Here is a 25,093-nt window from a genome sequence, read left to right on the forward strand (position 1 = left end):
AACATCACTTTGAGTTAAACTCTGGAATAGTCACCATTTTTATATTTGGCAGGAAAAAATACCTATGAAGAAACTGCTTCCACTATTTGTTAGTGCCGCGTTAGGCAGTCTAAGCGCTACTGCTTACGCTGATACATTGGCAGACATTTACAATCAAGCAAAAGAAAATGATCCAACATTACTAAGCGCAGCTGCGCAGCGTGATGCTGCATTTGAAGCAGTGACCTCTAGCCGCTCAACATTGCTGCCTCAAATTACGCTAAATGCTGGTTACAACATCAACCGTAGTGACGAAGATACTCGTGATAGTGACAAATTTACCGCTGGTATTAACTTCTCTCAAGAACTCTACCAACGTTCAAGCTGGGTAACGCTAGACGTAGCAGAGAAAAGTGCACGTCAATCAGATGCGTCATACGCTGCGATTCAACAAGCACTGATCTTACGCGTATCACAAGCGTACTTCGAAGTACTTCGCGCTCAAGATAACCTAGTTTTCGTTCAAGCAGAGAAAGCAGCGGTTGGCCGTCAGCTAGAGCAAACGAAACAACGCTTTGAAGTGGGCCTATCAGCGATCACTGACGTACACGATGCACAAGCACAGTACGACGCGGTACTTGCCGATGAAGTACTTGCGCGCAATGACCTGAACAATAGCTACGAAGGTCTACGTGAAATCACTGGCCAAGAACATTCAAATCTAGACGTTTTGGATACTCGTCGCTTCTCTGCGAGCAAACCGTCAACGCCGATCAACCAACTGATTGAAGAAGCACAACAAAAAAACCTTAACCTGTTGTCTGCTCGTATCGCTCAAGATGTAGCGAAAGACCAAATTTCTCTCGCGAGTTCTGGTCACCTGCCATCCCTAACTTTAGACGGTGGCTACAACTACATTGACGAAAGCAACGACAACACTGCAACTTATGACACGTCTGATTTCAGTGTCGGTGTAAACTTGGAGGTACCACTCTACACAGGTGGCAATACAACCTCACTGACCAAACAAGCAGAATACAACTATGTTGCCGCTAGCCAAGATCTAGAAGCCTCTTACCGTAGTGTGGTACGTGATGTTCGTGCATTTAACAACAACATCTCTGCTTCTATCGGCGCACTACGCGCGTACGAGCAGACAGTGGTTTCAGCGAAATCAGCACTTGAAGCGACAGAAGCAGGTTTTGATGTAGGTACTCGTACTATCGTAGACGTATTAGACTCGACTCGCCGTCTATACGACGCGAACAAGAACCTGTCTAAAGCGCGTTACGATTACATCCTAAGCGTACTTCAACTGCGCCAAGCGGTAGGTACTCTGAGTGAGCAAGATATCTTAGACATCGACTCAGGTCTGAAGTCGGCGAAATAAGTCAACGCAAAACACAAAAAGGCTTGCCGTATGGCAAGCTTTTTTATTGGCTGGGATTTGAGGTACAGTCGCTAGTAAACCTTTTGAATTTTAACGTTCTTTTCAACCAACCACTCAACTTGCTGGTCAATATTGAGTTCAAGCGCGACATCGACCGTCTGTTCTGGGTCGAGCTGCAACTGCCAGATAAACGCCACTTCCCATTTGTTCTGATTATGGGTTCTCAGTTCAAGCAAATCACCTTCAATATCCCAACTCTGCTCTCCTTGCTTAATCGACACACGCTCGACATTCAGTTCCGCAGGCAGGATATTATCTGACTCCAAATACAGTGCAGCGTGAAGCGTGCTATCTTGCACTTCACCGATCGTAGGCATCATGTTGAGCCACAGGTGGCTTTGCAACTCAACCGTCGACTGAGCAAACTCGACCCGATTGGTTTCTTGCCACGTAATAGATTGATTGGTGCAGCCACCTAACAATACTCCACTTAACACCCACGCCACTACTTTGTTCATGTTCTTCACTTCTTCGCCAGCCATTGTTTGAGCACCTGAATATCATGTTGGTACTCGTTTTTGATTTCTTCCACCCAATCGTCGATGTTCTCCCACCAGGCAGGAAGCTCTGGAGATTGCGCTTTTTGCGCCACCTTCTGAATGCGCTTAAGACCAATTGAACCCGCTGCGCCTTTGATTTTATGCGCTTCTGAAACAATGCCGTCTTGATGCTTCGCGGTCATATTGGAGTCAAGCACTTCGATGTAATCGGGCATCATATCTTCAAACATGGTGATGCTATCTAACACAGGTTGTGAACCGACAATATCAACATAAGAATCAAGCATATCGAGATCCAACAGACGGGTAATTTGATCGCTATCGTCAGCGTGTTCTGGCTCAGGCGTCACCACCGCTTCAATCGCGGCTTGCTCACGTTGAGTAAACTTCGCGATCACATCCTGCACGTCTTTGACTGAGAGCGGTTTGCTGATCGCATCGTCCATCCCTTTCTCAAGGTATTCCGATTTGTTCTTCAGTACATTCGCCGTTAACGCCACCAGCGGAGGAAGGTCTTTGTAGGTTTTACGGAAGTACTCAGCGACATCGAACCCGGTCATGTCAGGCAACTGAATATCGAGGAACACCAGATCGTAGATCTCTGGATCAAACATCTCCAACGCTTCTTCACCCGTCATGGCGACACTCACTTCGTGGCCCATACTCTCTAGCAGCGAACGAGCTACCGTGATGTTGAGCTCAATATCTTCGACCATAAAGATATTGAGTTCCTGTTGCTGCACAGGTACGACTGCTTGCAACTCCTCTTCTTCAGCTAATGGGACGTGAATGGAAACCGTGAAGGTGCTACCAAAACCTTCTTCGCTGGTTACGCTGATGTCGCCATCCATCATGTTGATTAACTGCTTAGAAACCGCCAAGCCGATGCCGGTGCCCACCGCGTGCAGGTTGTCTTTGCCCGACTTAACCTGGTAGTACATCGCGAAAATCTTATCCAGTTCCGACTCTGGGATGCCGATACCGCTGTCTTCCACTTCCATCGTGATGTCAGCATAGCCGTCTTGAACCTCAGCGCTGACCGTCATCACCACACCGCCTTCTTTGGTAAACTTCATCGCGTTGCTGACGAGGTTCCACAGCACTTGGCGTAAACGAGTGGCGTCAACTTCAATCGCTGAAGGCAGCTCACTCAAACGTTCCAAATCAAAACGCAGCCCTTTTTGCGACGCCATAAGCGCAGAGATACTCTCCATTTCAGCGACAAACTGTTCAAAGTTAAGCGTCGATGGATATAGCTCTAACTTGCGGCGGTCAAACTTGTCCATATCAATGATGTCATTAAAGATATTGCCAAGCGTGATCGCACTGACGTTGATGGTCTGCATGTGATGGCGCTGCTCTTCATTTAATTGCGTATCGAGTAGCATGCGACTTAGACCAACAATCCCGTTGAGCGGCGTACGCAGCTCGTGACTGATGGTCGTGATAAATGTGGTTTTATCGCGGCTGGCTTTCTCTAGTGACTCTTCATGGCGTTTACGCTCGGTGATGTCTCGGCCAAAACCGACCAAGCCAAGATGGCGACCGTCTTTGCTGTAAAACGGCACTTTACGCAGTTCAAAGTAGTTGCGATGCCCGTCTGGGTACTCGAGCCATTGTTCATAAGTAATCGCCTGGTTATCGGCAAACACTTTCTGGTCGGTATCGACGATCTGCTGCGCCACTTCTTTGCTGTAGACATCCCACGGAGTTAAACCAACCAATTGGTTCTCTTTCTTACCGGTCAGCTCTTCCATTGCGCGGTTACAGCCTGAGAACACGCCGTCCGCGTTGCGGTAATAAATCAAGTCAGGTGAGGCATCGATAAACGAGCGCAATAGCGCCGTTCGCTCTGCCAGTTCCACCTGAGTACGTTCGCGTTGATACACCTCATTTTCTAGGTCTTTCATCGCTTCTTCGCGCGCTTCCTCGGCTTTAATCCGTTCTTCAATTTCTTGATTTAGCTTAGCAATATTCTGCTGCAGCTTTTGGTTGAGTTCTTGGTCACGCGATCGCATATCTTTGAGTTTCGAAACCAGTTTAGAGAGACGTTGGCGAGATTCTTCCAACTGATCGACAACCACAGACAAGAAGTACACCGCCCAAGGGGTGATAAGCAGACCAAAGAACACCGAACGAACGATGTCGATGTCATCGACGTGGCCAGTCAACACCAAAGTCACACCGACTTGCACCACTACCGCCAATGCAACCAGTGCCAATGCGAGCAAGATGGAAAAACGTAAAATGCCAAGCTTAACGAGAAGGTCTACGTAATATTGGGCGAGATTTTTTATTGGCTTCATTCAGCGCTCCGTGCAGGTAAATCAGGCAAAACGTCATATGAACAGGTTCGGCTCTTTAGGCAATGAGAATTCATATAATGCGGCCTAAAGGTTGTTGTCGCTATTCTAAATATGAAGCGACAAAGTTCACGTATCGTTTTAAGCGGTTAGCTCGATTTTACCTTTTTTACCCCACAACGGCTAAAAGAATACTGTGCCGTCAAAGGGCTAAATGCCTGATGTGTGACGCAAGAAGGGTTGCTAATAGGAAGCGGTGACTTTGGCTGCTTCCTATTACTCTTGAAATGCGGAAATGAGGTTATGAGTTTGTCTTGAGTTGCGGCTTAACGTAAGTATAAGGTTGGCCAATCAGCGAGCCTTGCGCGCCGTCTTGATTTAACGCACGGCCAATTTCGGTCATCGCCAGCCAACGGTTCTCACACCAAAGTGGCGCAAGCAGAGTCGGTCTTCTCGCCGCTGAGGAAACACGGTGAAATATCACATGCGGCGGAGTCATGCGGATCAGCTCACTGGCAATGGCGACATATTGGTCTAGCTCAGGAGCTTGAAGTTTGCCCGCTTTCCACGCTTTTGCCATCGTACTGCCTTCAACAATATGCAAACCATGCAGTTTAATCCCGTCGGTCCCCACTTCCAGCACCCGACGCATTGTCTCAATATTATCTTCACGCTGCTCTCTCGGTAAGCCAACAATGAGATGAGTACACACTTTAATGCCCAAAGCCCGAGCCCGTTGGGTAATTTCAGCATAGCACTCAAAATCGTGGCCACGGTTAATGCGTTTCAGAGTTTGATTGTTGGCGGTTTGCAAGCCAAGTTCGAGCCAAATCTCGTAACCTTGATTAACGTACTCAGACAATAGTTCCAGCACCGCGTCGGGGACACAATCCGGACGAGTTCCGACACATAGCCCGACAATATCAGCCACTTGCAACGCTTGCTCATACATACTTTTCAATACCTGAACTTCCGCATAAGTACTGGTATATGCCTGAAAGTAAGCTAAGTACTTTTTCGCTCGGCTCACTTCGCCTGCACGATCTTTGAGTTGTGATTCAATACTTTTGATTTGTGCCTGTTCATCAGCAAACGACGCTACGTTGCAAAAGGTGCAGCCCCCTCGGCCAATCGTGCCATCTCGGTTAGGGCAACTGAATCCACCGTGTAGGGTTAGTTTGTGTACCTTTTCGCCATAACGTCGTTGTAGATCCTGTCCGATGGTATTAACCAACTCATGTAACTGCATATATAACCCTAAATAATACGAGAATGAATATCATTGCGATTAGTGTAATTAAATTACAATTCTGAAAATATTCGAGGGTGGAATGTAGCGATTTCAAACAAGATAAGAGTTAAGCAAAGTCAATAAACATTCACAAAACTGGTGAATAAGACAAATGTTACGCAAAAGTTAAACATATTATCAAAATAATAACCCCAAAAAAGTGGGCGACAAGGCGATTTTTGATTGCATTAGAAGTGGACAAAATTGTAGGATACTTTCAGTTTTTAGTAATTTTTGTGTTTTTTATTACACAATAGATAACTGAAACTTCGGTGATATTCCCCTCCCACCTATATAAATCACTGGATAGTGATACTTAAAAAACGGATATCACCAAGGATTGTTTATCTCGCAATATTTTTCCTGCGAGAAGCGGAATGGACTCAAAGCCTCCAACCTAGGAAGGCTTCGAATCATAAAAATAAAGGACAGGTCGTAAAGTCAGTTTCGACTCGCACTTTCACGCCTACTGAACTGGAAGGATGTATCTATGGTAGATAGAGAGCAAAAAGCCCAAGGTCTTTATACTCCTGAGCTGGAGCACGACGCTTGTGGTATCGGTTTTGTTGCTCACCTAAAAAACCGTAAATCTCACGAAGTAGTAACCCAAGCACTCGACATGCTGGCGCGTATGGAACACCGCGGCGGTCAAGGCTGTGACCCATGTAGTGGTGACGGCGCAGGTATCTTGCTACAAAAACCTCACGAATTTCTTTTGGAAGAAGCGGTTAAACTTGGTATTAAACTGCCTTCTTTCGAAAAATACGGTGTCGGCGTGGTGTTGTTCCCTAAAGACGAACACAAACGCGCACAATGCCGTGACATTCTAGAACGTAACGCACAACGTCTTGACCTAGAAGTACTGGGTTACCGTGTACTGCCAACAGACAACTCAATGATCGGTGCTGATCCGTTAAGCACTGAACCTCAGTTTGAACACGTGTTTGTCTCTGGTGGTCCAAGCACAACACCTGAAGAACTTGAGCGTAAGCTATACGTACTGCGTAACTACACGGTACGTGTTTGTCTAGAAAGCGTGTCTAACATTGGTGATGACTTTTACATCAACTCAATGTCATACAAGACGTTGGTGTACAAAGGCCAGTTAACGACAGAACAAGTACCACAATACTTCCTAGACTTACAAAACCCGACGATGGTGACAGCGCTCGCTCTTGTACACTCTCGTTTCTCTACCAATACATTCCCTAAATGGCGTTTGGCGCAGCCTTTCCGTTACATTGCCCACAACGGTGAGATCAACACCGTGCGCGGTAACTTGAACTGGATGAAAGCGCGTGAAGCGATCATTCAATCGGATCTGTTTACTCAAGCAGAGATCGATATGCTGTTGCCAATTTGTCAGGAAGGCAGCTCGGATTCATCGAACTTCGATATGGCTCTAGAACTATTAGTTCTTTCAGGCCGTTCACTGCCACATGCATTGATGATGATGATTCCTGAAGCATGGCAAGAAAACAAAAACATGGATCCAACACGTCGCGCGTTTTACCAATACCACGCGAACATTATGGAACCGTGGGATGGACCGGCTTCTGTTTGTTTCACCGATGGTGTTCAAGTTGGTGCAACGCTTGACCGTAACGGCCTGCGCCCTTCACGCTACACAGTGACCAAAGACGATTTCCTAGTGATGGCGTCAGAGTCCGGTGTTGTTGAAATTGCACCAGAGAACGTTGAGTTCCGTGGTCGTCTACAACCAGGTCGTATCTTCGTTGCTGACCTAGAGCAAGGTCGTATCATCTCTGATGAAGAAGTGAAAGACAGCATCGCGACAGCGCAGCCATACGAAAAATGGGTTGAAGAAAACCTACTCAGCCTAAACAAACTGCCTGCTGCTGACAGCGTGCACAGCCAGCCAAACCCTGAGCGTGTTCTTCACCGCCAGCAAGCGTTTGGTATCACTTCTGAAGAAGTAAACGAGCTTATCGTACCAATGGCCAACGAAGGTAAAGAGCCTTTATCCGCTATGGGTGCAGACTGGCCATTGGCGGTGCTTTCACACCAATCTCAGCATCTTTCAAACTACTTTAAGCAGTTATTTGCCCAGGTAACCAACCCGCCGATCGACCCGATTCGTGAGCGTATGGTCATGTCTCTGAACACTTACATCGGTAAGGATCAGAACCTGTTAGCAGAGTCTCCAATCCACTGTCGTAAAGTAGAACTGGAATCACCTGTTATCTCTAACTCTGAATTAGAGAAACTGCGTGCGATCGATAACGAACACTTACAAGCGAAAACGCTTGATATCGTATTCCAAGCGAGTGAAGACGAAGGCAAACTCGAGCGCGCTCTGAAACGTATTTGCCAATACGCAGAAGACGCAGTAGTTGACGGCTACTCGATCATCGTATTGACCGACCGTGCCGTGAACTCAAACCACGCAGCGATTCCAGCAATGCTGGCGGTTGGCGCGGTTCACCACCATCTGATCCGTAAAGGTCTACGTGCAAAATGTGGCATCGTGGTTGAAACCGGTGACGCACGTGAAACACACCACTTCGCTACATTAGTTGGCTACGGTGCAAACGCTGTTAACCCGTACATGGTTATCGAAACCATCATCGACCTGCAGCGTAAGAAAAAACTGGATGCAGACGCAGACCCGCGTGACCTATTCGACAACTACCGCAAAGCGATCAACGGCGGTCTGTTGAAGATCTTCTCGAAGATGGGCATCTCGACACTACAGTCTTATCACGGCGCGCAGATCTTTGAAGCTCTGGGTATCAGCAAATCAGTGGTTGAAAAATACTTCACTGGTACCGTTTCACGTATCCAAGGTCTGACGCTAAACGATATCGCCAAAGAAGTACTAATCCGACACCGTGTGGGTTACCCAACACGTGAAATCCCAGTACAGATTCTCGATGTGGGCGGTGTTTATCAATGGAAACAACGTGGCGAACGTCACCTGTTCAACCCAGAAACGATTTCGCTGCTACAACAATCGACTCGCAACAAAGATTACGCTCAGTTTAAGCAATACGCTGATGCGGTAGATAAGCAAGGTGATAAAGCAGTCACACTACGTAGCCAGCTTGAATTTGTGAAAAATCCAGCGGGCAGCATTCCATTGTCTGAAGTCGAACCAATCGAGAGCATCGTTAAACGTTTTGCTACTGGTGCGATGTCGTTTGGTTCTATCTCATACGAAGCGCACTCTACCCTAGCTGTCGCGATGAACCGCTTAGGCGCAAAATCGAACTCGGGTGAAGGCGGCGAAGACCCAATGCGTTTCGAGCGTAAAGAAAATGGCGATTGGGAACGCTCAGCGATTAAACAGGTAGCGTCAGGTCGCTTCGGCGTTACCTCGTACTACCTAACCAACGCTGACGAGCTACAAATTAAGATGGCTCAAGGTGCGAAACCAGGTGAAGGCGGTCAGCTACCGGGTGATAAAGTGGATGACTGGATCGGTGCAACGCGTCACTCAACTCCGGGTGTCGGCCTTATTTCACCACCACCACACCACGATATCTACTCAATCGAGGATTTGGCTCAGCTAATTTACGATTTGAAGAACGCTAACCGCGCGGGCCGAGTTAACGTAAAACTGGTATCGGAAGCGGGTGTAGGTACTATCGCATCGGGCGTAGCCAAGGCAAAAGCAGATGTAGTGCTTATCGCAGGCTTCGACGGCGGTACAGGTGCATCACCAATGTCTTCTATTCGCCACACTGGTCTTCCTTGGGAGCTGGGTCTGGCAGAAACACACCAAACGCTACTGAAGAATGGCCTACGTAACCGTATCGTGGTTCAGGCTGATGGTCAGATGAAGACACCACGTGACTTAGCGGTCGCAACACTATTGGGTGCTGAAGAATGGGGCGTCGCAACCGCAGCCTTGGTGGTTGAAGGTTGTATCATGATGCGTAAGTGTCATAAAAACACCTGTCCAGTTGGTATCGCAACACAAAACAAAACTCTGCGTGAGCGCTTTGACGGCCGCGTAGAAGATGTCGTGACCTTCTTCCAATACATGGCTGAAGGCCTACGTGAAATCATGGCTGAACTGGGTTTCCGCACTATCGACGAAATGGTTGGTCAGGGTGAGAAACTGAAAATTCGCCAAGACATCAGCCACTGGAAGTACAAGAATCTTGACCTGACGCCAGTTCTACACGTCGAACAAGCTCGCGAGCTAGACGGTGTGTACAACCAGACTCAACAAAACCACAACCTAGAACAAGTACTAGACCGCCAGTTGATTCAAGCGGCGATTCCAGCACTTGAGAAAGGTGAAGCAGTCAACGCAGCGTTCCCGATCATCAACACTGACCGCTCTGCAGGTACTATGCTATCGAACGAAATTTCGAAAGTGTACAAAGACCAAGGTCTACCTCAGCCAATGAACGTCAAGTTCACCGGTTCTGCTGGTCAATCGTTCGGTGCTTTCCTAGCGAAAGGCGTTAAGTTTGAAGTCGAAGGCGATGCGAACGATTACTGGGGTAAAGGTCTGTCAGGCGGTACCCTAGTGCTGTACCCAGATTCAAACTCTAGCATCATCGCAGAAGATAACATCGTGGTTGGTAACGTATGTTTCTACGGTGCGACTTCGGGTGAGTCTTACATTCGCGGAATGGCTGGTGAGCGTTTCTGTGTTCGTAACTCTGGTGCCAAGGTTGTTGTTGAAGGCATCGGTGACCACGGTTGTGAATACATGACTGGCGGTGTGGCGGTGATCCTTGGCTCAACTGGTCGTAACTTTGCCGCGGGTATGAGTGGCGGTGTCGCCTACGTTTGGGACAAGTCAGGTGATTTTGAATCCAAGCTCAACGCCGAGTTGGTTGACCTAGACCCAATCGAACAGGAAGACAAAGAACTACTACTTGATATGCTGACTAAGCATGTCGAATTCACAGGAAGTGAAGTTGCTCAATCGTTCCTTGCTAACTTTGAAGAGAGCTTGCAAAGCTTGGTGAAAGTCATGCCACGTGACTACAAAGCCGTGCTTCAAAAACGCAAGGCGGAAGCAACGCAACAACAAGAAGCGGAGGCAGTGTAATGGGTAAGCCTACTGGATTTTTAGAGCACGGTCGTGAGTTACCACAAAAGATCGACCCTGCTGAACGTATTAAGAACAACAAAGAGTTCGTTCTTAACGAAGAGTTTGGTGACAAGATCAATACACAAGCTTCGCGTTGTATGGATTGTGGCGTGCCGTTTTGTCATAACGGCTGTCCAATCGGCAACATCATTCCAGAGTTTAATGACGCTGTGTACCGCGATAGCTGGGAAGAAGCGTGGAACATTCTGAGTACCACCAACAACTTCCCTGAGTTTACTGGTCGTGTGTGCCCTGCTCCGTGTGAAAGCGCGTGTGTATTGGGCATCAACCAAGACCCAATCACGATTTGTAATATCGAGAAAACCATCGTTGAGACCGCTTACCGTGAAGGTTACGCGAAGCCGAAAACGCCACGTACTCGCACAGGTAAAACCGTCGCAATTATCGGCAGTGGACCAGCGGGTCTGGCAGCGGCGGAGCAACTAAACAGCGCGGGTCACCATGTGACCGTATTTGAGCGTGACGAAAAAGTCGGTGGTCTTTTGCGTTTTGGTATTCCTGATTTCAAATTGAGCATGGAAGTGATCGATCGCAAGGTTAACCTAATGGCGGAAGCTGGCGTTGAATTTAAAGTAAACCAGCACATTGGTGTTGACGTTAACGCGCAACAACTGCGTCAAGAGTTCGATGTCGTACTGCTGACAGGTGGTTCAACCGTACCGCGCGACCTACCAGTACCGGGTCGTGAACTGAACGGCGTTTACTTTGCGATGCAATTCCTTGCTCAGAACAACCGCCGTGCAAACAATATGGACCTGAAAGGTGAAGAAATTCACGCAGCGGGCAAACATGTTGTCGTTATCGGTGGTGGTGATACCGGTTCTGACTGTGTGGGTACGTCAAATCGTCACGGAGCGGCGAGTGTCACACAAGTAGAGATCATGCCGATCCCGCCTGAGAAACGTCCAGCCAACATGCCTTGGCCGCAATACCCGATGATCCTTCGTACCTCAACGTCTCATGAAGAAGGGGTTGATCGTCATTGGAACATCTTAACCAAAGAGTTTATCGGTAACGATAAAGGCGAAGTAACTGGCCTACGCATTGCGGATATCGTTTGGGAAGATGCAAAACCGGGCGAGCGTCCAAACTTCAAAGAAGTGGAAGGCAGTGAGCGCGTGATCCCATGTGACATGGCATTCCTTGCTATGGGCTTCCTACACCCTGAACCAACCGGTGTACTGGCACAACTGGATGTTGCTTTGGATGAACGTGGCAACGTTGCCACTCAAGACTTCCAAACCAACCAAGCAGGCGTATTTGCAGCTGGTGATATGCGTACTGGCCAATCTTTGGTCGTACGTTGTATCAATGAAGGCCGTGAGTGTGCTCGCGCTGTCGATCAGTACTTAATGGGTAACACAAACCTAGAAGCTAAAGCAGACTCTTTAATGCTTTCGGCTTAACACGATCTCAGCCAGAACCTGTAAACCTTGAATGGTTCTGGCTGAATCAACATAAGCAATCATTCCTTCCAAACTTTTTTATTTGACCAGCACAATGTGCTGGTCTTTTTTATTCTCTCAACATTCATTTGTTGCAAAAATGTAACAACAAAAAATCTATCTAACTGATATCTAATAAATTTTCTAGGGTATTACGTGGTAAATCCGATACTTACGTGATTATCCACCAAAAACTTGACCTTTTTCATAATAAGCTATACGTTGTGAAGTCGATGAAAATGAGTTTGTCGATTATTGTAAAACTATAACAAAGTATTTTTTGCATTCTTATGCAAAATTTAACAATTTGAAAGCATAGTTAGTCATACATACCAACCCTTTTGATGTTGGTAGTTCTGTCTGGAAGACAGCGAAGCAAAGGGAGAATTGCAATGGCTCTTTATGATCCAAGTCTTGAGAAAGACAACTGTGGATTTGGTTTGATTGCGCACATGGAAGGTGAACCGAGCCATAAACTGGTTCGAACCGCAATCTCGGCTCTTGACCGCATGACCCACCGTGGCGGTATCGCTGCGGACGGTAAAACCGGTGATGGCTGTGGTCTACTACTACAAAAGCCCGACTCATATTTACGCCTTATCGCGGAAGAAAACGGTTTCAACCTAGGCAAACAATACGCCGTAGGTATGATTTTCTTTAGCCCAGACCCGGTTAAGGCTCAATCTTCAAAAGATATTATTAACAAAGAGTTAGCTCAAGAAACTCTGACTATCGCCGGTTGGCGAGAAGTGCCAACTAACGCGGAAGTGCTAGGCCCGATTGCACTTAACTCTTTACCCAATATCCAGCAAGTCTTCATTTCCGCTCCCGCAGGATGGCGTGAGCGAGACATTGAACGTCGCTTGTATATCGCACGCCGACGCATTGAAAAACAAATCACTGATGACAGCGATTTTTATATCTGTAGCCTTTCGACTCAAGTGATAGTCTATAAAGGTCTATGTATGCCAGCCGACTTACCGCGCTTCTACTTAGACTTGGCTGACCTACGCATGGAATCTGCTATCTGTTTGTTCCACCAACGTTTTTCAACCAATACCCAACCTCGTTGGCCATTGGCTCAACCGTTCCGTTATTTAGCGCACAACGGTGAAATCAATACGATCGAAGGTAACCGCCAATGGGCTCGCGCTCGCGCCTACAAGTTTTCCTCGCCACTGTTGCCAGACTTGCAAACCGCTGCGCCATTTGTCAACGAGACCGGCTCGGATTCGTCAAGTCTGGATAATATGCTCGACTTGTTCTTAGCTGGCGGCATGGATATCTTCCGTGCGATGCGTATGCTGGTTCCGCCTGCGTGGCAAAATCACCCAGACATGGACGCCGATTTGCGCGCTTTCTATGACTTTAACTCAAAGCACATGGAACCGTGGGATGGCCCTGCGGGGATTGTCCTCTCTGATGGTCGTTACGCAGCGTGTAACTTAGACCGTAACGGTCTTCGCCCTGCACGATATGTGATCACCAAGGACAAGCTAATTACGCTCGCTTCTGAAGTCGGTATTTGGGATTACGCGCCTGATGAGGTCGCCGAAAAAGGACGAGTGGGTCCTGGCGAATTACTGGTTGTCGATACGCGTCGTGGTAAGTTGTGGCAGTCAAGCGAGATCGATAACGACCTCAAAGGCCGTCACCCTTACCGCGAGTGGATGGAAAACAACGTCCATAAGCTCAAACCGTTTTCTGAATTGCCAGAAAACCAAGTTGGTGAACGAAACTTTGATAGCGACCTGCTCAAGACTTACCAAAAGCAGTTTGCGATGACCAACGAAGAAGTCGATCAAGTGCTGCGAGTACTCGGTGATATGGGGCAAGAAGCGGTCGGCTCAATGGGTGACGATACGCCGATGGCAGTACTTTCATCGAAAGAGCGTCTGGTGACCGATTACTTCCGCCAGAAATTTGCTCAGGTAACCAACCCACCGATTGACCCGTTACGTGAAAAACACGTGATGTCACTGGCGACCAGCATCGGTCAGGAGATGAATGTCTTCTGTGAAACCGATGGACACGCACATCGTGTGACGTTTGACTCTCCAGTACTGCTTTACTCTGATATGCAGCAACTACTGGAGCTGGCGGATGCGCACTATCGCAATACCATTCTCGATATCAACTACGATCCGAGTGAGAAAGACCTCAAACAAGCGCTCACAGATCTATGTGACCAAGCGACCCAAGTGGTACGTGAAGGCACAGTACTAGTCGTACTCTCTGATCGCGCTCTGGTTAAAGGAAAATTACCTATCCCAGCGGCGATGGCCGTAGGCGCAGTACAGACTCGTCTAATCGAAGAAAACCTGCGTTGTGACGCGAACATCATTGTGGAAACCGCAACCGCGCGCGACCCACACCAGTTTGCAGTACTACTCGGCTTTGGTGCAACAGCGGTGTATCCATACCTTGCGTACGAAGCGCTAGGCAAACTCATTGACGATGGTGCACTCGACAAGAGCTACCGTGACGTGATGCAGAACTACCAATACGGCATCAACAAAGGTCTGTACAAGATCATGTCAAAAATGGGTATTTCTACCGTGGCGTCTTACCGCTGCTCACAATTGTTTGAAGCCGTTGGTCTTAGCCAAGATGTGGTCGACCTATGTTTTACTGGTGTTACCACTCGTATCCAAGGTGCTGGTTTTGAAGATTTCCAACAAGACCTGTTCAACTTGTCACGCAAAGCATGGGCAAAACGTAAAGCGATTGAACACGGCGGTCTACTGAAATACGTTCATGGCGGCGAATACCACGCCTACAACCCAGATGTGGTCGGCACGCTACAAACTGCGGTAAAATCGGGCGAAAGCGCAGACTATAAAAGCTTTGCAAAACAAGTTAACCAACGACCTATTGCGATGCTGCGCGATATGATGAAGTTGAAAAAGTCCGACCAACCACTGCCACTGGAAAAAATTGAGCCAGCAACTGACTTGTTCAAACGCTTTGACTCAGCAGCAATGTCAATCGGAGCTTTGAGCCCTGAAGCGCACGAAGCACTGGCAATGGCAATGAACCGCTTAGGCGGCTACTCCAACTCTGGTGAAGGTGGTGAAGACCCACGTCGCTTTGGTACCGAGCGCAATTCACGTATTAAGCAAATCGCTTCAGGCCGTTTCGGCGTGACACCTCATTACCTAACTAACGCCGACGTGCTGCAGATTAAAGTCGCCCAAGGGGCGAAACCGGGCGAAGGTGGTCAGCTTCCAGGTCATAAAGTGACCGCGGAGATCGCTAAGCTGCGTTACTCAGTGCAAGGTGTGACTCTGATTTCCCCTCCTCCGCACCATGACATTTACTCGATTGAAGATCTAGCCCAGCTAATTTTCGATTTGAAACAGGTAAACCCGCAAGCACTCGTCTCAGTGAAGCTGGTATCTGAGCCAGGTGTCGGTACGATTGCGACGGGTGTAGCAAAAGCGTACGCCGACTTGATTACCATCTCAGGTTACGATGGTGGTACAGCGGCAAGCCCACTTACATCTGTAAAATATGCAGGTTGTCCGTGGGAGCTTGGCTTAGCTGAAACGCAACAGGCACTGGTTTCCAACGGCCTACGCCATAAAATCCGTCTTCAGGTAGATGGTGGTCTTAAAACAGGCTTAGACGTAGTAAAAGCCGCCATTCTCGGTGCCGAGAGTTTCGGTTTTGGTACTGCGCCTATGGTGGCGATGGGATGTAAGTTCCTACGTATCTGTCACCTTAACAACTGTGCGACGGGCGTTGCGACTCAAGACGAAACATTGCGTAAAGAGTTCTTCAAAGGTTTACCAGAAATGGTGATCAACTACTTCACAGGCCTAGCTGAAGAAGTTCGCGAGTTGCTCGCAGAGCTAGGCGTTGAAAAGCTGACAGACTTAATTGGTCGCACCGATTTGTTAGAAACGGTGCAAGGTATGACGGCAAAACAGTCGAAGCTTGATCTGTCCAATATTTTGGAAGCACCAGTATCACCAGAAGGCCATCCGCTGTTTTGGAGTGAGCCAAACCAACCGTTTGATAAAGCCGAACTAAACCAGAAAATGGTTGAAGACGCGCTTGCTTCGGTAGAGGCTAGACAATCGGCAAGCTACTTCTACAAAGTCATCAACACAGACCGCTCGGTCGGTGCACGTCTATCCGGTGAAATTGCCAAGCGCTATGGCAACCAAGGCATGGCGGCATCACCAATCAAGATCTACCTCGACGGTACTGCTGGTCAGTCATTCGGTGTGTGGAATGCAGGTGGCGTGGAACTGTATCTGACTGGCGACGCGAACGACTACGTCGGCAAAGGTATGGCAGGTGGTAAGATTGTCATCAAACCACACCTAGGTACGGCGTTCAAATGCAATGAAGCGACGATCATCGGTAACACTTGTCTGTACGGTGCAACGGGCGGCAAACTGTTCGCAGCGGGTACCGCTGGTGAGCGTTTTGGCGTACGTAACTCCGGTACTATCGCGGTGATCGAAGGCGCTGGCGATAACGCATGTGAATACATGACGGGTGGTATTGTCGCGATTCTTGGTGCGACAGGCGTGAACTTTGGCGCAGGTATGACAGGCGGTTTCGCTTACGTACTGGACAAAAACGATGACTTTACTGGTCGCGTCAACAACGAATCGGTCGAAGCGATCTCATTGTCTGAGTTGTACATTCATCAAGAACACTTGCGCGGCTTGATCGCCGAACACCTTGAGGAGACTGGCTCTTCTTACGCAGAGAATATCCTAGCGAACTTTGATGAATGGATTCCAAAGTTCTATCTAGTGAAACCACAAGCAGCGGATCTCAACACGCTGTTAGGCCATCAAAGTCGTAGCGCAGCAGAACTACGCGTTCAAGCACAGTAATCATGGAGGATGTCTGAATCATGAGCCAGAACGTATACCAATTTATCGATGTACAGCGCGTAGATCCTGCGAAAAAACCCATCAAGGTACGTAAGATCGAATTCGTTGAAATCTATGAACCTTTTACCAAGCAACAAGCAACCGCTCAGGCGGACCGCTGCTTAGACTGTGGCAACCCTTATTGTGAATGGAAGTGTCCAGTTCACAACTACATTCCTCAATGGCTCAAACTTGCCAATGAGGGGCGTATTTTAGAAGCGGTGGAGCTTTCTCACCAAACCAATAGCTTGCCCGAAGTATGTGGTCGAGTGTGTCCGCAAGACCGCCTGTGTGAAGGTTCGTGTACGCTGAACGACGACTTTGGTGCGGTCACCATCGGTAATATCGAGAAATACATTACCGATAAAGCTTTTGAAATGGGCTGGAAACCAGACATGTCAAAAGTGGAATGGACCGATAAGAAAGTCGCGATCATCGGTGCTGGCCCCGCAGGCCTTGCCGCCGCGGATGTTCTTGTACGTAACGGCGTCAAGCCAGTGGTATTTGACCGCTACCCTGAGATCGGCGGCCTACTGACGTTCGGTATCCCGTCTTTCAAGCTCGAGAAAGGTGTAATGGAAAACCGTCGCCGCGTATTCAGTGAGATGGGTGTGGAGTTCCGCATGAATGTTGAGGTCGGTAAAGACGTGCAAATGCAGGATCTTATCGATGAATACGATGCGGTATTCTTGGGCGTCGGCACTTACAAATACATGCGTGCAGGTTTGCCAAACGAAGATGCGACAGGTGTTTACGACGCACTGCCTTTCTTGATTTCCAACACCTATAAGGTAATGAACCTCAAAGATGACCAGCCATTTATCGATATGGCAGGTAAGAAAGTCGTCGTGCTTGGTGGTGGTGATACCGCGATGGACTGCGTACGTACTTCAGTTCGTCAAGGAGCGTCCAACGTAATCTGTGCTTACCGTCGCGACGAAGCCAACATGCCTGGCTCTCGCCGTGAGGTGAAAAACGCGAAAGAAGAAGGCGTAAACTTTATGTTTAACCTTCAACCGCTGGGTATCGAAGTCAATGCTTCAGGCCAAGTGACTGGGGTGAAAGTCGTGAAAACTGCGCTTGGTGAGCCGGATGAAGCGGGTCGCCGCCGTCCAGAGCCAGTAGCGGGTAGTGAACATGTACTTGACGCTAACGTGGTGATCATGGCCTTTGGTTTCCAACCACACAAAATGGAATGGTTAGAACCGTATGGTGTCGATCTAGACCAATGGGGACGCATCAAAGCGCCTGTTGAGCAAGAGTTTATGTATCAAACCAGCAACGCGAAAATCTTCGCTGGCGGTGATGCGGTTCGTGGTTCAGATTTGGTGGTCACCGCCATTGACGAAGGTCGAAAAGCGGCAGAAGGCATTATGGATTACCTTGAAGTGTAAAGCATCAAGATAAGCAAGACGTTACAAAGGCTGATGTACATACATCAGCCTTTTTATTTGATCTATTATTAGCGTTGCGCTCTATAATAAGGCTAAACCAGAATAAGGACATCAATGATGAAACGACCCGCTCTCCTCGCTCTTTCATTGTTCGCACTCACCGCCTGTAGCCAAGGAGTATCGACCATGACCGACCGCACGATGACACCATGTGGCGACAAGCCTAACTGTGTCTCGACACAAGACGAACGTGAACAATTTGCCCTTGCTCCATTTACCCTGACTCTCGATGCCAATATCGACAAAGTAGAACAGACCGCACTTCAACTCCCTGGTACCAAAACCGCGGTGAAGGACGACGGCTACCTGCGCATTGAATGCACATCTAGAATTATGCGTTTTGTCGATGACTTAGAACTGCGTATCCACGATGGACAGTTAATCGTTCGTTCAGCGTCCCGGGTCGGCTATTCTGACTTTGGCGTCAACCGAAAGCGCGCCGAACAACTAAGAACACTACTGAGCGAACAAGGCTTGATTCAATAGCCATAAAAAAACCGAAGCCTACGCTTCGGTTTTTATTTGTTCTGAATAAACGAGGTTTAATCACGAAATACGACAAGGCGCTTAGGCGCAATCTTACCGTCATCGTTCATCTCACCCACACCGATAAATAGCTTTTCTTCACCCATAGTCAGGCGAACAGGACCTTCCGTCGGCGCACCGAATACCTGTACCGGTTGTCCATGTTGAACCATGTTCGCTAAATCAGGAATCAAATTAACTTCTGGTAAATCTTCAACCGCGGTATCCATTGGCATCAGAAGTGGGTCGAGCAGTTCACGTGGCGCTTTTTCTTCACGATGCGCTTGCTCTAATAGCTCGTTCAGTTGCTCTAGCGTTACCATCTTTTCGTATGGGTACTTAGCCACCGCAGTGCGACGCAGCATAGTCACGTGAGCACCACAACCCAGCATCTCACCCAAATCGTCGACGATAGTACGAATGTAAGTACCTTTTGAGCAGTGTACTTCCATCTCAACTTCATCGCCTTCAAAGCGATGCAGAACGATCTCGTAAACGGTGATTTTGCGCGATTCACGCGGTACTTCAATGCCTTGACGAGCGTACTCATAAAGAGGCTTGCCTTGGTATTTAAGCGCCGAGAACATCGATGGGATTTGGTCCGATTCTCCACGGAACTTATCGATGCACGCTTCGAGTTTAGTCAGGTCGACATCAACTGGGCGTGTCTCGACCACTTCACCGTCAGAGTCTGACGTATTGGTACGTTCGCCCAGTTTAGCGATCACTCGGTAGCGTTTATCTGAATCGAGCAAAAACTGCGAGAACTTGGTCGCTTCACCAAGACAAATTGGCAACATACCCGTCGCCAAAGGGTCAAGTGCGCCGGTATGGCCTGCTTTTTCAGCAAAATAAATACGCTTTACTTTTTGCAGTGCGTCGTTAGATGAAATCCCGGTAGGTTTATCCAGCAGGATCACACCATCGATAGGACGCCCTTTACGACGACGAGCCATTATTCCTCGTCCTCACGACCAGCATCTTTTTGCTTTTTCTTGTCAGTGCTGACCACTTCTGTCACAAGGTTAGACATACGCATACCTTCAACCAAAGTGTTGTCGTAGTAGAAACGAATTTCAGGCGTCAGACGCAGACGAATGCGCTTGCCCAACATCATACGGATGTGGACTTCGTGCTCACGCAACGCTTCTAAACAAGACTCAGGCGTTTGCTCGCCAACACATAGGAAAGTCACAAATACTTTCGCGTATGCTAGGTCACGAGAGACCTCAACGTCCGAGATCGTTACCATACCAAGACGAGAATCACGCACTTCACGTTGCAGGATCATCGCCAATTCTTTTTGCAGCTGCTGAGATACGCGCTGCGTGCGGCTAAATTCTTTTGACATATCTTTTCTCACAAATAGAAAGAATGGGGGGATGGTCAACCCAGCCCCCCATGGTGTATTCAACAACCAATTACCACTTCATCTTTATCAGATATCGTGAGTAATTTTAGTCAATTAGTCCAGTGTACGTTTAATTTCCACTGTTTCGAAGACTTCGATTTGGTCACCAACGCGAACGTCATTGTAGTTCTTAACGCCGATACCACATTCGTAGCCGTTCTTAACTTCTTGAACGTCATCTTTAAAGCGACGTAGTGACTCTAGTTCACCTTCGTAGATAACTACGTTTTCACGTAGAACACGAATTGGGTTGTTACGCTTAATCAGACCTTCAGTAACCATACAACCTGCGATTGCACCAAGTTTCGGCGACTTAAATACGTCACGAACTTCAGCAAGACCAATGATCTCTTGCTTGAATTCTGGAGCAAGCATACCGCCCATCGCTTGTTTCACTTCATCGATTAGCTGGTAGATGATTGAGTAGTAACGTAGATCTAGGTTTTCGTTTTCAACAGTACGGCGAGCTGATGCATCTGCACGAACGTTGAAACCAAGGATAATAGCGTTAGACGCTGCGGCTAGAACAGCATCAGTTTCCGTAATACCACCGACACCAGAGCCAACGATGTTCACTTTCACTTCTTCTGTTGAAAGCTTACGTAGTGAATCTGCGATTGCTTCTACAGAACCTTGTACGTCAGCTTTTAGTACAACATTTAGCTCAGCAACTTCACCAGCAGTCATGTTAGAGAACATGTTCTCTAGTTTAGCTTTCTGTTGACGTGCTAGTTTAACATCACGGAATTTACCTTGACGATAGTTAGCAACTTCACGCGCTTTACGCTCGTCACGAACAACAGTTGCTTCGTCACCAGAAGCTGGCACACCTGACAGACCTAGAATCTCTACTGGGATTGAAGGACCTGCGCTCGTTACTTCTTGGCCGTTCTCGTCGCGCATTGCACGAACACGTCCGTATTCTTGGCCACAAAGTACGATATCGCCTTTGTGTAACGTACCTGATTGAACAAGTACTGTTGCAACTGGACCACGACCTTTATCTAGGCGAGATTCTACTACTACACCAGAAGCCATGCCTTCTTTAACCGCAGTCAGTTCCAGAACCTCAGCTTGAAGAAGGATTGTTTCTAGCAGACCATCGATGTTAGTACCCTGTTTCGCAGAGATGTGAACGAACATGTTCTCACCGCCCCACTCTTCAGGAATAACGTCGTATTGAGCTAGCTCGTTCTTAACGTTATCTGGGTTCGCATCTTCTTTATCGATCTTGTTCACTGCAACGATCAGAGGTACACCCGCCGCTTTCGCGTGCTGGATCGCTTCGATTGTTTGTGGCATTACACCATCATCTGCTGCAACAACAAGAACAACAATATCTGTCGCCTGAGCACCACGAGCACGCATAGCAGTAAACGCTGCGTGTCCAGGAGTATCAAGGAAGGTGATCATGCCGTTTTCAGTTTCAACGTGGTATGCACCAATGTGCTGTGTAATACCACCAGCTTCGCCTGAAGCAACGTGTGCTTTACGAATGTAGTCTAGAGTCGATGTTTTACCATGGTCAACGTGACCCATGATAGTTACAACTGGAGCACGGCTTTCAGCAACGGCATCGCTATCACGATCCGCTAGTACTGCTTCTTCTAGCTCGTTCTCTTTACGCAGAATTACCTTGTGACCCATTTCTTCCGCAACTAGTGCTGCTGTTTCTTGGTCGATAACCTGGTTGATAGTCGCCATTGCGCCCATCTTCATCATCACTTTGATGACTTCAGTGCCTTTCACTGACATTTTGCTTGCCAGTTCAGAAACTACGATAGTTTCACCGATAACAACGTCTTGTTTTGCAACGGTCGCTGTTTTATCAAAGCCATGTTGCATAGAAGTTGGTTTAGCAAGTTTACCGCGATTGTTACGACCTTTACCGCCTCGTTGGTTACGACCACCACGAGATTGGTCATCATTACCCGCCGCTTTCTTCTTCTTCTTGCGACGGCCACCTTCTTCTTTACGGTCAGCCGCATCTTCAGCTTCACGTGCATAAGTAGAAGTCGTTACGTGGTAGTCAGAGTTCTCTAACTCTTTCTTTTTCTTTTCTTCTTCAGTCCAACGAGCTTCGTTTTCTTCAGCTAGTTTGCGCGCCTCTTCAACAAGCTTTGCCGCTTCTTGTTCAGCTTTGCGCTTCGCTTCTTCTTCCTGACGACGTTTTAGTTCGTCAGCTTCTTTCTTAGCTTGCGTATTAGCATCCGCATTTTTTGCATTCATGTCTTTCTTAGCCTTATCAGCTTGTACGCGTTTGGCTTTTTCTTCAGCGTCACGTTTTGCATCCGCTTCTCGTTTCGCTTTCTCTTCAGCCTCGCGTTGTGCTTTCTCTGCAGCTTCACGTTTTGCTAGCTCTTCAGCCTCACGCTTCGCTGCTTCCTCAGCTTCGCGTTTTGCGTCATCTTCGATAATGCTGCGTTTAACATAAGTTCGCTTTTTGCGTACTTCTACTTGAACATCCTTACTCTTGCCGCCACCAGCATTAACGCTGAGTGTGCTGCGAGTTTTACGCTGGAGAGTTAAGCGAGTAGGCTCGGTTTCACCAGAAGTGTCACCGTGCTCTTTCTTTAGGTGAGTCAGTAGTTTCTGCTTTTCATCATCAGAAACCTGATCACCACTTGCTTTCTTCATACCAGCATCAGCAAGTTGTTCTAATAAGCGGTCCACTGGTGTACCAATTTCTTCACTCAGTGCCTTAACAGTAATTTGTGTCATGCCGCTTCCTCCTTGCTGAAAAATTATGCGTCTTCGCCGAACCAACAGATGTTACGAGCAGCCATGATTAGCTCGCCAGCACGTTCTTCGGTTAGACCTTCAATATCTTCAATATCATCAATACCCTGGTCAGCTAGATCTTCTAGTGTTACTACACCTTTAGCCGCCAGTTTGAATGCCATCTCACGCTCTAAGCCTTCAAGAGCAAGTAGGTCTTCAGCTGGCTCAACACCTTCATAAGACTCTTCTCGCGCAAGAGCTAGAGTTGTAAGTGCATTTTTTGCACGATTACGTAGTTCTTCAACTAGGTCTTCATCTAACCCGTCTACTTCTAGCAGCTCGTTAACTGGAACGTACGCTACTTCTTCTAGAGTAGAGAAGCCTTCTTCAACCAACAGTTGAGCAAAGTCTTCTTCAATATCTAGGTGTTTCATGAAGCTTTCAATCGCAGCTTGAGATTCTTCAACATGCTTCTTCTGAAGATCTTCGACAGTCATGACGTTTAGTTCCCAACCTGTAAGTTGAGATGCTAGACGTACGTTTTGACCGTTACGACCGATAGCTTGCGCTAGATTGTCCGCTTCTACCGCGATGTCCATTGCGTGTGCGTCTTCATCAACGATGATAGAAGCAACGTCTGCTGGAGCCATTGCGTTGATAACGAATTGCGCTGGGTTATCGTCCCAAAGAACGATATCGATACGCTCGCCACCTAGTTCACCAGAAACCGCTTGTACACGTGCGCCACGCATACCAACACACGCACCTACAGGGTCGATACGTTTGTCGTTAGTCTTCACTGCAATTTTAGCGCGTGAACCTGGATCGCGTGCTGCACCTTTCAGTTCGATGATCTCTTCTGCGATTTCTGGTACTTCAACGCGGAACAGTTCAGCAAGCATTTCAGGCTTAGAACGAGTAATGAATAGCTGGAAGCCACGAGCTTCTGGTGCTACACGGTATAGCAGACCACGTACACGGTCGCCTGGGCGGAAGTTTTCGCGTGGAAGTTGGTCATCACGTAGGATTACCGCTTCTGCGTTGTTGCCTAGGTCTAGTACCACAGTGTCACGGTTAACTTTCTTAACCACACCTGTTACTAGCTCACCTTCGTTGTCGATAAACTGTTCTACGATTTGCGCACGCTCAGCTTCACGTACTTTTTGTACGATAACTTGCTTCGCTGTTTGCGTCGTAATACGGTCAAATGTTACAGATTCGATTTCATCTTCAATGTAATCACCTAACTCGATTGAATCATCGTCGTAACGTGCTGCATCAAGAGAAATCTCTTTGGTTGGATGCTCAACCTCTTCAACCACCAACCAACGACGGAAAGTAACGAATTCACCCGTTTTACGGTCGATTTCTACACGTACATCGATTTCGATTTCGTGCTTTTTCTTTGTAGATGTAGCTAGTGCGATTTCTAGTGCTTCAAAGATTCGCTCGCGAGGTACCGCTTTTTCATTCGATACCGCTTCTGCTACCGCTAAAATTTCTTTACTCATTTTAAATAGCCTCTAAGACTCTGCTTAAAATTTAGGGATCAGGTTAGCTTTAGAAATGTTGCTTAATGCAAACTCTTCATCATTACCATCAACGGTAACAGTGACCGTCTCACCATCCACAGAATGGATAACACCTTTCCACTTGCGGCGGTTACCAACAGCCATTTTCAAAACGATGTTTACCTCATGACCAACGAATTGCTCATAATGTGCAGCTTTGAAAAGTGGTCTTTCTAAACCTGGAGAAGACACTTCTAGGTTGTAAGCCACAGTGATTGGATCTTCAACGTCCATAACAGCACTGACCTGATGGCTAACTTCCGCACAGTCATCGACTGTAATGCCGTTTTCGTGGTCAATATAGATACGTAGCGTTGAATGTTCGCCTGCGCGAATAAATTCTAATCCAACTAACTCATAACCTGATGCCGCTACTGGAGCTTCAAGCATTTCAGTAAGTTGTCTTTCTAAACCAGTCATTTAAACCACCCCAGAAACAAAAAAAGGGCTCAG

At 47.7% G+C, this 25,093-nt stretch carries 14 protein-coding genes; 6 read left to right on the forward strand and 8 right to left on the reverse strand.

Features of this window, described 5'->3' with window-relative positions:
- Positions 1–64 precede the first annotated feature (64 nt).
- Positions 65–1,369: an outer membrane channel protein TolC gene (gene tolC, locus HCZ42_RS11295; RefSeq protein ID WP_167420798.1), complete on the forward strand. Its 1,305-nt coding sequence runs from the start codon at positions 65–67 to the stop codon at positions 1,367–1,369.
- Between the two features lie 71 nt (positions 1,370–1,440).
- On the opposite strand, the gene HCZ42_RS11300 is transcribed toward tolC, so the two are convergent.
- The 3 genes from HCZ42_RS11300 to HCZ42_RS11310 all read right to left on the reverse strand — a co-directional run bounded on the left by HCZ42_RS11300 (position 1,441) and on the right by HCZ42_RS11310 (position 5,481).
- Positions 1,441–1,887 (reverse strand): hypothetical protein, encoded by a 447-nt coding sequence (locus HCZ42_RS11300; protein WP_167420879.1) that lies wholly within the window; start codon positions 1,885–1,887, stop codon positions 1,441–1,443.
- 5 nt (positions 1,888–1,892) lie between these two features.
- The gene (arcB, locus tag HCZ42_RS11305) at positions 1,893–4,235 is read right to left on the reverse strand and encodes an aerobic respiration two-component sensor histidine kinase ArcB (RefSeq protein ID WP_167420799.1); all 2,343 of its coding nucleotides are present in this window, start codon (positions 4,233–4,235) and stop codon (positions 1,893–1,895) included.
- 298 nt (positions 4,236–4,533) lie between these two features.
- Positions 4,534–5,481 (reverse strand): TIGR01212 family radical SAM protein, encoded by a 948-nt coding sequence (locus HCZ42_RS11310; protein WP_167420800.1) that lies wholly within the window; start codon positions 5,479–5,481, stop codon positions 4,534–4,536.
- A gap of 532 nt (positions 5,482–6,013) precedes the next feature.
- On the opposite strand from HCZ42_RS11310, the gene gltB (HCZ42_RS11315) reads away from it, so the two are divergent.
- The 5 genes from gltB (HCZ42_RS11315) (at position 6,014) to HCZ42_RS11335 (ending at position 18,898) form a co-directional block, all read left to right on the forward strand.
- A complete protein-coding gene (gene gltB, locus HCZ42_RS11315; protein WP_167420801.1) occupies positions 6,014–10,555 on the forward strand; it encodes a glutamate synthase large subunit in 4,542 nt (1,513 codons plus the stop codon).
- On the forward strand, positions 10,555–12,024 hold the full coding sequence (locus HCZ42_RS11320) for a glutamate synthase subunit beta (protein ID WP_167420802.1): 1,470 nt from the start codon (positions 10,555–10,557) through the stop codon (positions 12,022–12,024). The genes gltB (HCZ42_RS11315) and HCZ42_RS11320 overlap by 1 nt, the downstream gene beginning before the upstream one ends.
- Before the next feature lie 431 nt (positions 12,025–12,455).
- Complete coding sequence (gene gltB / locus HCZ42_RS11325; protein ID WP_167420803.1) at positions 12,456–16,919, forward strand: glutamate synthase large subunit; 4,464 nt, start codon at positions 12,456–12,458, stop codon at positions 16,917–16,919.
- 20 nt (positions 16,920–16,939) lie between these two features.
- Positions 16,940–18,352 carry an FAD-dependent oxidoreductase gene (locus tag HCZ42_RS11330; RefSeq protein WP_167420804.1) on the forward strand — a complete coding sequence of 471 codons (1,413 nt, stop codon included), beginning with the start codon at positions 16,940–16,942 and terminating at the stop codon, positions 18,350–18,352.
- Positions 18,353–18,469: 117 nt separating this feature from the next.
- The gene (locus tag HCZ42_RS11335; RefSeq protein ID WP_167420805.1) at positions 18,470–18,898 is read left to right on the forward strand and encodes a DUF1499 domain-containing protein; all 429 of its coding nucleotides are present in this window, start codon (positions 18,470–18,472) and stop codon (positions 18,896–18,898) included.
- A 56-nt stretch (positions 18,899–18,954) separates the two neighbouring features.
- Here HCZ42_RS11335 and truB read toward each other — a convergent pair whose 3' ends face one another.
- From truB to rimP, 5 genes are all read right to left on the reverse strand, one after another.
- The gene (truB, locus tag HCZ42_RS11340) at positions 18,955–19,893 is read right to left on the reverse strand and encodes a tRNA pseudouridine(55) synthase TruB (protein ID WP_167420806.1); all 939 of its coding nucleotides are present in this window, start codon (positions 19,891–19,893) and stop codon (positions 18,955–18,957) included.
- Positions 19,893–20,288: a 30S ribosome-binding factor RbfA gene (gene rbfA, locus HCZ42_RS11345; protein WP_167420807.1), complete on the reverse strand. Its 396-nt coding sequence runs from the start codon at positions 20,286–20,288 to the stop codon at positions 19,893–19,895. Before rbfA ends, truB begins: the two co-directional genes overlap by 1 nt.
- Positions 20,289–20,402: 114 nt before the next feature.
- Positions 20,403–23,069, reverse strand: coding sequence for a translation initiation factor IF-2 (gene infB / locus HCZ42_RS11350; RefSeq protein WP_167420808.1), 2,667 nt, complete (start codon positions 23,067–23,069; stop codon positions 20,403–20,405).
- Positions 23,070–23,092: 23 nt separating this feature from the next.
- Positions 23,093–24,580 carry a transcription termination factor NusA gene (gene nusA / locus HCZ42_RS11355; protein ID WP_167420809.1) on the reverse strand — a complete coding sequence of 496 codons (1,488 nt, stop codon included), beginning with the start codon at positions 24,578–24,580 and terminating at the stop codon, positions 23,093–23,095.
- Positions 24,581–24,604: 24 nt separating this feature from the next.
- Positions 24,605–25,060, reverse strand: coding sequence for a ribosome maturation factor RimP (rimP, locus tag HCZ42_RS11360; protein WP_053409009.1), 456 nt, complete (start codon positions 25,058–25,060; stop codon positions 24,605–24,607).
- Positions 25,061–25,093: the final 33 nt, after the last annotated feature.

It is taken from the genome of Vibrio hepatarius, from assembly GCF_011806575.1.
Classification (GTDB): domain Bacteria; phylum Pseudomonadota; class Gammaproteobacteria; order Enterobacterales; family Vibrionaceae; genus Vibrio; species Vibrio hepatarius_A.